The sequence below is a fragment of the Bacillus sp. AFS077874 genome (assembly GCF_002566505.1).
Taxonomy (GTDB): domain Bacteria; phylum Bacillota; class Bacilli; order Bacillales; family Bacillaceae_G; genus Gottfriedia.
Window position 1 is genome coordinate 23,545 of sequence record NZ_NUYF01000051.1, and the last position, 14,639, is coordinate 38,183.

Sequence of the window (14,639 nt, forward strand, 5' to 3'; positions counted from 1 at the left end):
CTTTTAAGAAAGCCATTTCTGTAATTTTTCACTTTTAACGATTGAACTTAGCTCTTCTACTGTAAATAACTTAATTTTTATTAATACAATCGCGAATACGATTGCACCTACAACCGCTGAAGATAGTGCCTCAACTAACATTCTTAAACGAAGTGGGTTAATAAACATCGCATATTTTTCAAAAACATATTCATAACCATATACACAACCATACATAACGGCTACAGATACTAATAATTTCACAATAAACTTAAAATCAAAAAATGCTACTTTTGACAATTTATATATATAAGCTAAGTTCAAAATCGTAACAATAATTAAAGCAGATACCGTTGAATAAGCTGCTCCTTTAGATCCGATTTGCTCCATTAAAATAACATTTCCAATAAATTTAACACAACCTCCAGCAATAACATTTAAAGCTGGAATTAAACTTTTACCTAATCCTTGTGCAATTGAAGATGTCGTAATCGATACCCCAGCAAAGAAGATCGATATACATAAAACAGTTAGGACATCCGTTCCTAGATCATTTCGATAAAGCATGATATTGGTCGGATGGATAATTGAAATTAAACCAATTGTTGCAGCTGCTCCTACTACAATACTTACTCTAATGGCACCTGAGATTCGATTATTAATAGAATGATGTTCTTTTCGAACTAATTCACTTGATAAGTACGGAATTAGGGCCAGTGAAAACGATGAAGCAATGACAGAACCTAATTGAATTAGCGGAAATCCACGATCATAAATACCCTTTACTAGCTTAGCGCCTTCAACATGATATCCATATTGTACTAATAACGGATAAAAAGAGAGTGAATCGATAAACTGAATGAATACAAGTACTAAACTACTTAAGCTTAGTAGGATACCTTGATATAAAATTGTTTTTAATTCTAAACGATAGGTTTTAAGTAAACCAAATGATGGTATGGTCAAACCAGATCCACGAAAAGAAACCCAATAAAAGAAGTACAGTATCGCTGCTATACTACCAAGTATTGAACCTGAAACAGCCCCTGCACCTACAATATAAAGATTGTCGGTCGTTTGCATTAAATAAAGTGAAAGCACTAAAATCGTAATAACTCGAATTAATTGCTCAATCACCTGACTGACTGAAGTAGGCCCCATATCCCCTAAACCTTGATAATATCCTCGAAATGCTGAAGTGATTGGGACAAATAAAAAGCCAACACTAACAACACGAATTAACATCGCTAGATGATCATCACGCATAAACTTCGCTATACTATTACTTCCTATGTATAAAGTAAAGAAACACAATATACCAATGACTAACAACATCATAAATGTTGCATAAACCAAATCTTTAGCCCCTTTGTCATCTTTTTTCGCCAATCTTTCAGCAACATAAGATGATAAAACTAAAGGAAAGCCATATGTAGAAAAAGCTAGAGCAATTGCGTAGACAGGATATACCTGTTGGTAAATATAGTAACCTAAATCGCCGGCAATATTTTGATATGGAATTTTATAAAACGCACTTAGTACTTTCGATAATAATGATGCTATTGTTATGAACAAAGCCCCTTGTAGGGCTGCTTTTTGCTTAGCTTTTTGCAAAAGGATAACAACTCCTTTGTTAGACGGTTCACCCTTTAATGTATTACATTAATAGGGCTTATGTAAAGAGTTGCCAAAAGAAAAAACCTCTCTTTTCCAATTTTAGCAAGTAATGGGTTTCTTTAAATGTAAATCCGGTAGTTTATATTAAAGGGAAAAAACAAAGACCAGTTAAGGTAATATTCCTTTACTGGCCCATGTTTACTTCATATATTATTATTGCTCCATTTGTCTAGCTAAGAAGTTAGTAGCAGTATCGATTGCTTTCTTTTCAACTTCAGATATTGTTTTATCCTTTGAAAAGATAACAACAGCTCCAATTGGATCCCCACTTGCGATGATTGCTCCTACTGCATAGGATTGATATTTTTCAATTACACTTTCGATAAATGAAGCTTCCCCAGGCTCGCTAACTACTTTTGAGTTACGCTCCGCCATAGTTTTTTCGATAATATCACCAATGTTTTTGTTTAAGTATTCTTTTTTAGAAGCTCCTGCAACTGCTACAACTGAATCTCGGTCACTTATAATGACAGTATGTCCAAGTGTGTCGTAAAGTGCATCAGCGTATTCCTTCGCAAAATCACTTAATTCACTAATTGGTGAATATTTCTTTAAAATGACTTCTCCATCTCGGTCCACAAATATTTCTAATGGATCACCTTCACGAATCCGTAAAGTTCTCCTAATTTCTTTTGGTATTACTACTCGACCTAAATCGTCAATTCGACGAACTATACCTGTTGCTTTCATACTTGTAAAGCGCCTCCTCACTTACTTGCATGTCTACGTTGGTGAAAGATATCCGAGTGACAATGAGGTAAGGTCACCCTTAATTAATGATAGTATCCTACACAACGAAAGTTCTATACAAAATAAGTGAGATTTTTTAACACCTTTACTAAAAATATAGTACTGTAAGCACTTTTTGGTAACTTTTAATTGCTATATCGCCTAATTAAAGCAACGATTCCCTAAGCATTTACACTTTCTTTTTTCACATTCTTTAATCCATTAATTAAACCTTCAAGCGTAGTAAGCCAGTCAGCTGGATTTTTTCCTTTTACGTCTAGCGTTACTTTTAATTTCGATCCATCCATGCCCAAACCAATGCCTCTACCGAATGAATTACATAATTGGAACAACTTCCCACCATCAATATTAGCACTTGCCTTCTCAGAGAAATAAACACTTACTTCTGATTTAACTTGTTTAATCAGTTCAATCTTCTCGGCAATAGCTAAAAGTTTAATATGAGCAACCTGACATAGGTAACCTACTTCTAACGGGAAATCGCCAAAACGGTCCATTAATTCCTCTTGTAAATCATTTAACTCTTCAAACGTTTCAACACGTCTAAATTGCTTGTACATCTCAATTTTTTGCTTACTATCTTGAATATACGTATCAGGTAAATATGCATCTACTTCAATGTCAATTTCAATTGAAATGATATCTTCTTTCTTAACCCCTCTACGTTGTTCGATTGCATCTTTTAACATTTGAGAATATAAATCGAAACCAACCGAATCAATAAATCCATGTTGTTGAGCTCCAAGTAAATTTCCTGCACCTCGTATTGATAAGTCACGCATAGCGATTTTGAAACCTGAACCTAGTTCTGTAAATTCTTTAATTGCTTGTAGACGCTTCTCGGCAACCTCAGTCAATACTTTATCCTGTTTATATGTGAAGTAAGCATATGCCACTCTATTCGAACGTCCTACGCGCCCTCTTAATTGATAAAGCGTTGATAGACCCATTCGATCTGCATCATATACAATCAATGTATTAACATTTGGAATATCCACGCCTGTTTCGATAATCGTCGTACTTACTAATACGTCATATTGGCCATCTAAAAAGGCATACATAACTGACTCTAGTTCCCCTTCATTCATTCGACCATGTGCTACAGCTACTTTTGCATCTGGTACAAGCATCGAAATCTGTTCAGCCATACGTTCAATATCTTCAACTCGATTATATAAGAAATATATTTGTCCATCTCGAGCAAGCTCTCTTTCAATCGCTTCTCTTACTAATGCAGCATTATATTCAACAACATATGTTTGAACTGGAAAACGATTTTCTGGCGGTGTCTCAATAACTGATAAATCTCTTACTCCTAACATCGACATATGCAATGTACGAGGGATCGGAGTTGCAGTTAACGTTAAAACATCTATATTTGCTTTTAGTTGTTTTATTTTTTCTTTATGAGATACACCGAATCTTTGCTCTTCATCAATAACTAAAAGTCCTAAATCTTTATATATAATATCCTTCGATAATAGACGATGTGTTCCAACTACTATATCGACAGAGCCCTCTTTTAAGCCTTTCATCGTTTCAAGCTGCTGTTTGCGAGATCGGAAACGATTTAACAAACCAATATTAATTGGATGATCTTGGAACCTTTCTCTTAAAGTTTCGAAATGCTGCTGTGCCAAAATTGTAGTAGGAACTAGAATAGCAACTTGCTTACCTTCAACAATTGCTTTAAAAGCCGCTCGAATAGCTACTTCAGTTTTTCCGTATCCTACGTCACCACAAAGCAGTCGATCCATAGGACGTTCTCTTTCCATATCCTTTTTAATTTCATGAATTGATCTAAGTTGATCGTCAGTTTCCTGATAAGGAAATGAAGATTCAAATTCTTGTTGTTCGAGTCCATCAGGTGAAAAAGCATAGCCTTTTGATGCTTCGCGTTCTGCATAAAGCTTAATTAAATCATCAGCTATATCCTGAACGGAGCCTTCAACCTTCTTCTTAACCTTTTTCCAATCAGTACCACCAAGTTTATAAATCTTTGGCTCTTTACCTTCAGATCCAACATACTTTTGTACTTGATCAATTTGTTCAATCGGTACGAATAATTTGTCGTCGCCATGATATCGAATATGTAAATAATCTTTATGAATACCATTAATCTCTAATGTTTCAATTCCCAAAAACTTACCAATACCATGATTTACATGAACAACATAATCTCCAACTTTTAATTCTGAGTAATTTTTTATTCGTTCTGCATTTGATAATTTTGTATTGATTCTTTTTTTCTTCTTAGCTTTTTTCGTGAATAACTCACGCTCTGTTATTAGAACAAATTTTTCTAAAGGAAGTTCGAATCCAGAACGAAGATCCCCTTTCATGATGTATACTTCACCATTTTTTATTTGCTCTAAAGAAGAGACAATTTTACCTTCAATGTTGTAATCTTCTAATATATTTTCAATTTTATTTGTTCTTTCGTCACTTTCGCCGAGCATAACGATTGTATAGTTATTTTTCTTCCAACGATCTAATTCATTTTTCAACAGATTCATCTGTCCATGAAACTCTTGCATCGATTTACATTGAATCGAAACTACTTGTTCAGGATGCGTATGAGGTACTCTTCTAGGGAAAAGACTCGTATGAATTTGTTGACGCTTTCTCGAATGTAGTAATTCAAAAAAGTCATGTGAAAAACTTACTCCATGTAATGCATTTCCTTCAGCTAGTAAAGACGTATACCACTCTGCTTCATCTTTTTTAAGCTGCTCTACGATTTCATGAACCCTTGAAATTTCATCAATAACAACAACAGTTTCCTTAGGAACGTAATCTAGTAAACTAAATTGGTTTTCATAGATTAGACCAAAGTATTTGTATATTTGATCAATCAATTGCCCTTGCTTTAGTTGTTCAATGTCATAGGTTACCTTTTCAACCAATAACTCTTTTACTTGTTGATCACTTATTTTTGATAGAGTTGTTTTAAATGTTTGTTCAATTCGTTGAACTCCTAATTGCAAATCAGTCTTAGAAATGATCCTTTCCGTCGCTGGACCAATATGGACACTCTCATATTTTGTAATAGATCTTTGAGAATCAGGAGAAAACGAACGGATTGAATCGATTTCTGTATCAAAGAGTTCAATTCGGATAGGATCTTCATACGTAAGCGGATAAATATCAAGAATTCCTCCGCGTACGCTAAACTCTCCTTTACTTTCAACCATCCCAACACGTTCATAGCCCATTTGAACAAACCTTGAAATCAAACTCGTTAAGTCGATTTCTTCACCAATTTCAAAATTAATCTGATAGTTAGACCATAATTCTGGAGATGGCAAAAAGCCAATTAATCCTGACACAGGTGTAACTACTACCGACGGTTTTTTTGACATCAAACTGTTTAATGCGATTAGTCTTTGCGATCTAAGCTCTGGGCTTGATACTGCAATCTCTGAAGCAATCAATTCGTTTGCAGGATATAAAAATACTTTATCTTCCCCAACTACTGATTTTAGGTCTTCCGATACTTTTTGAGCTTGGAGAAGATTATTTGTCACGATTAACTGCGTTTGTCCAGTTTCTTTAAAAACAGCTCCAGCAAGCAATGTCTTCGCAGACCCCGTTAAGTTTGTAACCAATTGTTCTCTTAGACCATTTTTTAGGCCATTTATTACTTTCTTAATATCTTTATACTGGTTAAATTGTTCAATTAAACCAATCACGAAGTCAATCTCCCCTAACAGTCAATCTAAGTCACAATAATCTTAGTTGAAGTTTATATTTATAGTTTTTTTAATTTGCTCCATTTTAAGTGTCATTTGGATAGATACACACACTTCATCTTAACAGAGTCTAGAAAAAAACAGAAAAACGCCTCAGTTATAAACCAAAGGCAATTTAATTTATGAAATTCTTATATTCATGGTAATGTGGAAACTCAGATAGAGTCATTTCGCAATCCTCGCACACAATATAAATTACTTGATTAGGAGATTGAATAAAATTTACAAAATCGCTTAATTCTTCATCGAAAGAATGACAATACGAAGATGAAACTTGTAACAACTGTTGTTTTTCAATACTACCCATTTGTTTACTACAATACCGACACTGACAATCTAATAATTCCATTACTTCCTCCATACTACATAAATTCATATATACAGTATGGATTGTACTAACTATACTTATTCAATGTGAAAGCTTAAATTCCTGTTTTTTATTTTTTATTATATTGATTCATTACATCCACGAAAGAATGCTTTAAAAAATATTCACATGCATCTGCGGCTCTTTTTACACCATCTACTACTTCAGCTATTTCTTCTTCAAAAAAGTTTGATAATACATGATTTACAACACTCATTCCATTTGATGGACGATCTACACCAATTCGAACACGTTGGAACTCTTGTGTTCCTAAATGCTGAATTAATGACTTTATACCGTTATGACCTCCAGCACTTCCTTTTGTACGTAGACGTAGCTTTCCGGTTGGAATATCCATTTCATCATATAGAACGACAAGATCTTCAATGTCAATATTAAAATAATCCATAAATGGTCTTACACATTCACCTGACAAGTTCATATATGTTAAAGGTTTTAACAAGAAAACTTTTTCTCCGTTCACAATTCCTGAAGTATAAATACCATTAAATTTTTGTTGGGTTAATGAAAAGCCCCATCGGTGAGCTAATTCATCGATCGCAATGAACCCAATATTATGCCGCGTTCTTTCATACTCTCTACCTGGGTTGCCGAGTCCTACAAACAACTTCATTTTAGTATCCTCCATTCTAATTCACTTGGTTATATTACGAAAAGACGTAACCACTTCTGGTTACGTCCTCTTATAAGTTTCAAAGCAAAGATGTAATTTTTATATTAATCAAATAAAGTACTTACTGATTGCTCTTCATATACACGAATAATCGCTTCACCTAATAAGCCAGCAACTGATAATTCAACAAGTTTATCAGTCTTTTTATCTTCAGTAAGACAAATTGAATTTGTTACAACTAATTCTTTAATACAAGAGTTTTCGATACGATCAATTGCCGGTCCAGACAATACAGGGTGTGTACAACATGCATATACTTCTTTTGCACCATGCTCTACTAATGCATTAGCAGCAAGTGTAATTGTACCCGCTGTATCAATAATATCATCAATTAAGATAGCCGTTTTACCATCAATATTACCGATGATGTTCATAACTTCAGCAACATTTGGTTTAGGACGACGTTTATCAATGATAGCAATCGGAGCTTTTAGACGATCTGCCATTTTACGAGCTCTTGTTACTCCACCGTGGTCAGGAGAAACAATTACGATATCTTCAAGCTGTTTTTTTCTAAAGTAATCTGAAAGGATAGGTACACCTAATAAGTGATCAATCGGAATATCAAAGAATCCTTGAATTTGTGGAGCATGTAAATCAAGTGTAATCACTCGAGTTGATCCCGCAGTTTCAAGTAGATTTGCAACTAACTTTGATGTGATTGGCTCACGTGAACGAGCTTTTCGATCTTGACGAGCGTAACCGTAGTAAGGAATTACAATGTTAATTGTTTTTGCTGATGCACGTTTTAAAGCATCAATCATAATTAATAATTCCATAATACTTTCATTTACAGGGAAACTAGTTGATTGAATGATAAATACATCACAACCACGGATACTTTCCTCAATGTTAATTTGCACTTCTCCATCGCTAAAACGAGAAACCGAACATTTACCAAGCTCTACACCAATGTGTTTTGCAATTTCTTCAGCTAATTTAGGATTCGAGTTTAGAGTAAATACTTTTAAATGCTTGTCTGGATAATGATTAGGCATGTTTCGTGTACCCTCCGCTTTTTTTCTTTTCTTTTTATCTATAATTAATTTTTATAGTAACCTTCTTTGTTCACTTGTCTTGCTCTTGCAATTGCTAGTGAATCTTCTGGAACTTCATCAGTAATCGTTGAACCAGCTGCAATGTATGAACCTTTTTTCACAGTTACAGGTGCAATTAAATTTGAATTACAACCAACAAAGACATTGTCTTCGATCGTTGTTTTAAATTTGTTTTTACCGTCATAGTTCACAGTGATTGAGCCACATCCAAGATTAACACCTTGACCAATTTCCGCGTCACCAATATAGCTTAAATGAGATGCTTTACTTCCGTTGCCAAAAGTAACTTTCTTAGTTTCAACAAAATTTCCAATTCGAACTTCATCACCTAATGTTGACGCCGGACGAATGTGAGCAAATGGTCCAACCGTAGTTGAATGACCGATTTTACTTTCATGTACAACTGATTGTTTAATAACTGTATCATTACCAATTTCACTATCGATAATTTCAGTATTCGGGCCAATTGTACTACCCGTCCCAATTATACTATTTCCATAGACCATTGTACCAGGGTAAATAATTGTATCCGAACCAATTTTTGCATCTGCAGAGATATACGTGCTAGCTGAGTCGATAATTGTAACACCGTTCAACATATGCTTTTTGTTTATAGTTTTGCGCATGATTGATTCTGCAATAGATAATGCATATCGATCATTTACGCCTAATGTTTCATCGAAATTTGCTGTTTTATAAGCAGCTACTATTTCGCCTTTTGCTTTTAGTATCTCAATAACATCTGGTAAGTAGTACTCACCTTGAGCGTTATTATTGTTTACTTCATTTAATGCTTCAAATAATGCTTTATTATCAAAGCAATATGTACCTGTATTGATTTCTTGAACTGTTAGCTCTTCTGGACTTGCATCCTTATGCTCAACAATTTTTAATACAGACCCATTTTCGCCCCTAATTATTCTACCATAACCAGTTGAATCCTCAAGGTGAGCTGTTAAAATTGTAGCTTTTGCCTGTAATCTTTCATGCTCATCAAATAAAGATTGAATTGTCTCTGGTGAAATTAATGGTGTGTCACCACAGATTACTAAAGTAGTTCCTTCTTTATCCTTTAACATTGGCGCCGCTTGTATAACAGCATGTGCAGTACCTAATTGCTCAGCTTGTAGAGCATATTCGCTATGATCACCTATTTGTGTTTTAACTAATTCCGCTCCGTGACCTACAACAGTTACAATATTTTGTACACCAACTGACATTACGTGGTCTACAACATGTTGAACCATAGGTTTCCCACAAACAGGGTGAAGTACTTTATATAATTTTGATTTCATTCTAGTACCTTTTCCTGCAGCTAGAACAATCGCATATTTATTTGACATAGTCATCCTCCATCAATCTAAATACCTATACCTGGTAGCTCAAAATGATAATTTTAATATTTTTCCACAAAATAAATCCATTTTATTATACCATAAAAAAAGAACCCATTATACATTAATGGGTTCTTTTTGGTCATATTTTTAAGAAGCACCTGCTTCTTCAAAGTCTTCTTCCAACTCACCTACACGGTGATATTCAGCTAATACAGAATCCTGTATTTTGCTACGAGTTGAAGAGTTAATCGGATGAGCGATATCACGGAACTCTCCATCCGGAGTACGTTTACTTGGCATTGCTACAAATAAACCGTTATTACCATCGATTACGCGAATATCATGAACAACAAATTCATGATCTAATGTAATTGATGCGATAGCTCTCATACGACCCTCCGTGTTTACGCGGCGTAGTCTTACGTCTGTCACTTCCATCTTGTTCACCACCTTTATCAACTTAAACCATAATTAGTAAGTTTCAACAATTATCAATAATTTCCTTCTTTTTGGAAAATTTTTTATTTAAATTATTTAATTTTTACAAAAGTTTACTATAGTAATGTCCTTAACTTATTTATCGGAAGATTTTAATTGAATTTTAATGAAAATAAAAAACAACCTTGTCAATCAATATCGAACATTTTAATAAACTATCATTGAACTGGTTTTTCTAAAAATTAGCTCTTAAATATTTTTAACTTCTCAAGAATAAACAACAACTACAGTTTGATATTATAAAACCGCTCAAATCATAAAAAAAATGAAGAAGTTGGATTAATAAATACTCAACATAATACCAACGAAATTCACAACTAGTTAATTTCATTTATTTTTCTATTTTTGAATATTAACTAAGTAATACTTCCACACAATAAAAAAAACCTGAAAAAAATTTCAGGTTTTTGTCTTATACTAATGCGATACATTCGATCTCTACTAGTACGTCTTTAGGTAGTTTTGCAACTTCGACACAGCTTCTTGAAGGTTTGTGTCCATTGAAAAACTCTTCATAAATTGCATTAAAATCAACAAAAGTTGTTAAATCTTTTAAAAATACCGTTGTTTTAATAACTTTTGATAAATCTGTTCCAGCTTCTTCTAGAACAGCCTTAAGGTTGGCAAACACTTGCTTTGTTTGTTCCTCAATTCCACCTTCTACAATATTTCCTTCTACAGTTAAAGGAATTTGTCCAGAAGTATATAATAATCCATTAGCGATTATTGCTTGAGAATATGGTCCAATTGCTTTTGGTGCATGATCAGTATGAATTAATTGCATTATGTATCTTCCCCTTCTTCATTATATACAATTAGCTTATCTATTTAATGACTATAAGCTTTCAGTTTTAATAAATGATTCTTCTTGGAAATTGCCTCTTTCAACTCGAATAAGCTGTTCTCTTTCATTTACCTCAGATAACTTTACAAGTGAAATATAATCTTCAACTAATCTTTCTTCGATATTTACTGCCTCAACTAATACACCAATTCCTGCAACATTTGCCTGGAATTCTTTAAGCAAATTTTTCATACCAGTAACCGTTCCACCAGCTTTCATGAAATCATCGATAATTAAAACATTTGAACCTGCCTCGATGCTTCTTTTTGCCAATGACATAGTTTGTATACGTTTTGATGAACCAGATACATAATTAATACTTACTGTTGATCCTTCCGTAACCTTGTTATCTTGACGAACAATTACAACTGGTACATTTAAAAAGTTTGCAACTGCATATGCTAAAGGAATTCCTTTTGTTGCGATTGTCATAACGATATCTATTTTTTGATTACTGAATATAGATGCAAACATACGGCCTACACTATTAACATAGTTAGGATTGCTTAATATATCAGTCATGTATAAGTATCCACCGGGCAACACTCGGTCTGGTTTTTGAAGTAGTTCACATAATTCTTCAATTACTGTATTTACTTCTTGATTACTAATACTAGGAATATACTTTACACCACCAGCTGCTCCTGGCACAGTCAATAGTGTCCCAATTCCTTGCTGTTCGAACGTCTGCTTTATAATACCTAAATCTTCACTTACTGATGATTTAGCAGACGCATATAAATCAGCAAAAAATGTTAAAGATACTAATTGTTGTGGATGATGCAACAAATAGTGTGTCATACCTACAAGACGAGAGCTTCTTCTAATTTTCATGCAGCACCTCAAATCACGAATATTTTATAAAAATTTTATAATAATATTCGTTTTTAATCAAGTTTTTCCCTTTCACCTAACATCCGAACGGCGTATACTTGATCGCAGAAACCTTTTAATCCATTATAAACACGATTCATCCTAGAATCATGGCGAACTAATCCGAATACTGTAGGACCACTTCCGCTCATTAAAACAGCATCTGCACCAAAACGTTTCATTTGATCCTTAATCATTGCAACCTCAGGGTGTAATTGCAGTGTAACTGTTTCTAATACATTTCCTAATGACAGACAAATATCGTCGTAATTTTTATTCGAAATGGCATTAACCATACGATCTACATCAGGATGTTGAATATTATCTAATTTAAGCTTTTGATAAACAGTTGCTGTTGAAACACCCTGTGTTGGTTTTGCTAGAATAACCCAACAAGGCGGTGGTGTATCGATATGTTCAATTTTTTCGCCACGACCTGTAGCTATAGCTGTTCCTCCGTAAACACAAAATGATACGTCCGACCCGATTTTAGAACCAATTACCGCTAATTCATCTAACGAACAATTTAAATTCCAAAGCTTATTTAGACCTCTTAGTACTGCCGCAGCATCTGAACTACCTCCGGCTAAACCAGCAGCAACTGGTATATTTTTAGTAATAAAAATATGCGCTCCTAATTTAACTCCGAACATTTCTTTGAGTAGCATCGCAGCTTGATAAGCTAAATTGCGTTGATCATCTGGCACGTAACGATTGTGTGATGTAACGACAATCTTATCTTCTTGAATAAGCTCTAATTCAATTCGATCAGCTAAATCGATCGTTGTCATGATCATTTTTACATCATGATAACCATCGCCTCTTTTCCCTACTACGTCTAATGAAAGATTTATTTTCGCAGGAGCCTTCACCATTAATTTCACTATTCTCACCTTCTTATGAACACTTACTTTTTTGCTATTGTATCATAATTAACTCATAAGAAAAATGTACCCCAATGAAAGTGAGCTAGAACAGTAAATTTTCTTTGGGAAGATTCACAAAAACCGAAGCATTTAGCTTCGGTTTGATGTGTAGACAAAATCGCTTGTCGAAGTGAAGATTGTTTATTGTTGCTTATTAGATAATTGTAACTCAGCTAATTCGATTGCTCTTTTAACCATGTTGCCGGCATCCTTCGCTCGAATGCCTCCCCAGCCTTCTTTTTGAACGACGTCATAGAAACCAAGATCTTTTGCAAGTTCCTCTTTAAAGCTCTGTGACATTATACCTCTTTTTCTTCTACCCAAAAAAAGCAACCCCCTTTTTCCACTTCGACATTGTTAGTATGTGTAAATCTGTTTAATTTCATGAATAATAAAAAGAAAAGGGACAGTAGAAAATTCTACTGCCCATTCGCCATCAGTCCACTTGTATGGTCATCACAGAAAAACAATTCAACTGTTTCTGTTAAAATATCTGCATAACTAAAAGATAAGCGTTCAAATGTGTTCTCTTCTTGATCTAATTGTACTACGAATATGGATGGATATGTTTCTGCTAATACACCGGAACGTTCCACAGTCTTTCTACGTCCGCTGTTTGCTTTCAATGTAAGTCGTTGTCCAACATGACTATCTAAAGTATCCTTTATTTCAGATAATTTTTTTGCCATTTCATACCACCTCACTATGACAAGTATACCATCTTATGTAAACTAAGTCAAAAAAGATAAAATTATACCAACGATACTGGTTACCTGTCAATATTTTTTTAAAAACACCCGATTATTATTTGTGAAAATCAGAAAATTTATGTATGAAAATAAAAAAAAGATTTTCTACATACGAGTTTTCTCGTTAATGTAGAAAATCTTTTCCTTACTCCTCTTCCATCGATTGGAAAGGTAGCCCTGTTCTTAAAATTCCTTTTGTTTCTACTCCGCCTAGTCCCTTTTCACCTGTAATTGTATTACGAACCACTTCATAAACATTTACTCGATCCATAAATGATGTGAAGCTTATCTTCCCAACGACATAAACTGGATCTAATGCATGTATGTTTACCCTAGTTGGTGAGCTTGCAAAGTTTGCTCCTGCACGTATAATCGCTTCAAAGTGAGATTGACATGCCCCAGCAAAAATTACAAGATGGTCTAAAGATGGAACCTTTTTTCGCGCTTCTTTTACAGCATCGACAAAATATCTTGAATGTCTGTAAGCTTCTATATCAGTAACGACCCCTTTTGCCTTTGTGTATGCATCATGACCAGTTATAACTAGTATATCGGGACGATAATGATCTAAGTAATAACCAATTTTTGTTGGTAATTCTGTTTCCTTACAATAGATTCCCTCAACGGGAACACCCATCTTATTATACATTTCAAGACATTTTTTTAAATATATTGGATCTCCATCGATGTGAAGAACCCGACCTGGTATTTGAAAAAGATTTACATCTGTTCTATATCCATTTGTTGCTTGAAATCTTCTTTTTTCTTTTTGCTCCAAGGCTTCTCTTTTAAATAGTTTGTAGTTTTCCTCAATTTGAACAGATGATCTTTTACCTTTTTCTCGATACTCTGATTCAATGATTACTCGCAGGTCAGATAAAGGCGCATCAGCAATTAAACGAAAATCGTCACCATATAGAACAGCAATGACTTCATCCCCGATTTGTTTTACCTCCACTACTCGAAAAACTAGGTCATATTTATAAGATGCTCTTTCTACTATATCCCCTACATTAATATTCACATGCCTTCCCCTCCAAAATTGCTTAAGTACACTACGAGTTCGCTCTCTTTTTTTAGATTATGTATGGACAAAAAAAAGGGTGAAAAGAAGGTTTATTGAACTTTTGTAGGG

14 protein-coding genes are annotated in these 14,639 nt (G+C 34.1%); all 14 read right to left on the reverse strand.

The annotated features are described in order from the left end of the window. Positions 1 to 3: 3 nt before the first annotated feature. Positions 4 to 1,593: a putative polysaccharide biosynthesis protein gene (locus COJ46_RS21235; protein ID WP_097979264.1), complete on the reverse strand. Its 1,590-nt coding sequence runs from the start codon at positions 1,591 to 1,593 to the stop codon at positions 4 to 6. A 216-nt stretch (positions 1,594 to 1,809) separates the two neighbouring features. Next, positions 1,810 to 2,346 carry a stage V sporulation protein T gene (gene spoVT / locus COJ46_RS21240; protein ID WP_069033960.1) on the reverse strand — a complete coding sequence of 179 codons (537 nt, stop codon included), beginning with the start codon at positions 2,344 to 2,346 and terminating at the stop codon, positions 1,810 to 1,812. Between the two features lie 221 nt (positions 2,347 to 2,567). After that, positions 2,568 to 6,098 (reverse strand): transcription-repair coupling factor, encoded by a 3,531-nt coding sequence (gene mfd, locus COJ46_RS21245; RefSeq protein ID WP_097979265.1) that lies wholly within the window; start codon positions 6,096 to 6,098, stop codon positions 2,568 to 2,570. A gap of 175 nt (positions 6,099 to 6,273) precedes the next feature. Next, entirely contained in the window at positions 6,274 to 6,507 is a 234-nt protein-coding gene (locus tag COJ46_RS21250) for an anti-sigma-F factor Fin (protein WP_056474476.1), read from the reverse strand. An 88-nt stretch (positions 6,508 to 6,595) separates the two neighbouring features. Then, on the reverse strand, positions 6,596 to 7,159 hold the full coding sequence (gene pth / locus COJ46_RS21255) for an aminoacyl-tRNA hydrolase (protein WP_088014772.1): 564 nt from the start codon (positions 7,157 to 7,159) through the stop codon (positions 6,596 to 6,598). A 104-nt stretch (positions 7,160 to 7,263) separates the two neighbouring features. Then, positions 7,264 to 8,217: a ribose-phosphate diphosphokinase gene (locus COJ46_RS21260; protein WP_069033957.1), complete on the reverse strand. Its 954-nt coding sequence runs from the start codon at positions 8,215 to 8,217 to the stop codon at positions 7,264 to 7,266. Positions 8,218 to 8,261: 44 nt separating this feature from the next. Then, complete coding sequence (gene glmU / locus COJ46_RS21265; protein WP_097979267.1) at positions 8,262 to 9,620, reverse strand: bifunctional UDP-N-acetylglucosamine diphosphorylase/glucosamine-1-phosphate N-acetyltransferase GlmU; 1,359 nt, start codon at positions 9,618 to 9,620, stop codon at positions 8,262 to 8,264. 141 nt (positions 9,621 to 9,761) lie between these two features. Continuing rightward, positions 9,762 to 10,052, reverse strand: coding sequence for a septation regulator SpoVG (gene spoVG, locus COJ46_RS21270; protein ID WP_056474486.1), 291 nt, complete (start codon positions 10,050 to 10,052; stop codon positions 9,762 to 9,764). Between the two features lie 472 nt (positions 10,053 to 10,524). Then, positions 10,525 to 10,896: a RidA family protein gene (locus COJ46_RS21275; protein ID WP_097979268.1), complete on the reverse strand. Its 372-nt coding sequence runs from the start codon at positions 10,894 to 10,896 to the stop codon at positions 10,525 to 10,527. Between the two features lie 51 nt (positions 10,897 to 10,947). Next, entirely contained in the window at positions 10,948 to 11,790 is an 843-nt protein-coding gene (gene purR, locus COJ46_RS21280; protein WP_097979269.1) for a pur operon repressor, read from the reverse strand. A gap of 53 nt (positions 11,791 to 11,843) precedes the next feature. Beyond that, positions 11,844 to 12,713, reverse strand: coding sequence for a 4-(cytidine 5'-diphospho)-2-C-methyl-D-erythritol kinase (ispE, locus tag COJ46_RS21285; RefSeq protein WP_097979270.1), 870 nt, complete (start codon positions 12,711 to 12,713; stop codon positions 11,844 to 11,846). Between the two features lie 183 nt (positions 12,714 to 12,896). After that, complete coding sequence (locus COJ46_RS21290; protein ID WP_069033981.1) at positions 12,897 to 13,055, reverse strand: small, acid-soluble spore protein, alpha/beta type; 159 nt, start codon at positions 13,053 to 13,055, stop codon at positions 12,897 to 12,899. Positions 13,056 to 13,174: 119 nt separating this feature from the next. Continuing rightward, positions 13,175 to 13,444 carry a biofilm formation stimulator Veg gene (gene veg / locus COJ46_RS21295; RefSeq protein WP_097979271.1) on the reverse strand — a complete coding sequence of 90 codons (270 nt, stop codon included), beginning with the start codon at positions 13,442 to 13,444 and terminating at the stop codon, positions 13,175 to 13,177. A 205-nt stretch (positions 13,445 to 13,649) separates the two neighbouring features. Continuing rightward, positions 13,650 to 14,528 carry a sporulation peptidase YabG gene (gene yabG, locus COJ46_RS21300; RefSeq protein WP_069033952.1) on the reverse strand — a complete coding sequence of 293 codons (879 nt, stop codon included), beginning with the start codon at positions 14,526 to 14,528 and terminating at the stop codon, positions 13,650 to 13,652. Positions 14,529 to 14,639: the final 111 nt, after the last annotated feature.

Coding starts and splice junctions, on each gene's coding strand:
- pth (WP_088014772.1), bottom strand. CDS start 7,159: ATGAAGTTGTTTGTAGGACTCGGCAACCCAGGTAGAGAGTATGAAAGA.
- spoVT (WP_069033960.1), bottom strand. CDS start 2,346: ATGAAAGCAACAGGTATAGTTCGTCGAATTGACGATTTAGGTCGAGTA.
- COJ46_RS21275 (WP_097979268.1), bottom strand. CDS start 10,896: ATGCAATTAATTCATACTGATCATGCACCAAAAGCAATTGGACCATAT.
- spoVG (WP_056474486.1), bottom strand. CDS start 10,052: ATGGAAGTGACAGACGTAAGACTACGCCGCGTAAACACGGAGGGTCGT.
- purR (WP_097979269.1), bottom strand. CDS start 11,790: ATGAAAATTAGAAGAAGCTCTCGTCTTGTAGGTATGACACACTATTTG.
- COJ46_RS21250 (WP_056474476.1), bottom strand. CDS start 6,507: ATGGAATTATTAGATTGTCAGTGTCGGTATTGTAGTAAACAAATGGGT.
- glmU (WP_097979267.1), bottom strand. CDS start 9,620: ATGTCAAATAAATATGCGATTGTTCTAGCTGCAGGAAAAGGTACTAGA.
- COJ46_RS21290 (WP_069033981.1), bottom strand. CDS start 13,055: ATGTCACAGAGCTTTAAAGAGGAACTTGCAAAAGATCTTGGTTTCTAT.
- COJ46_RS21260 (WP_069033957.1), bottom strand. CDS start 8,217: ATGCCTAATCATTATCCAGACAAGCATTTAAAAGTATTTACTCTAAAC.
- veg (WP_097979271.1), bottom strand. CDS start 13,444: ATGGCAAAAAAATTATCTGAAATAAAGGATACTTTAGATAGTCATGTT.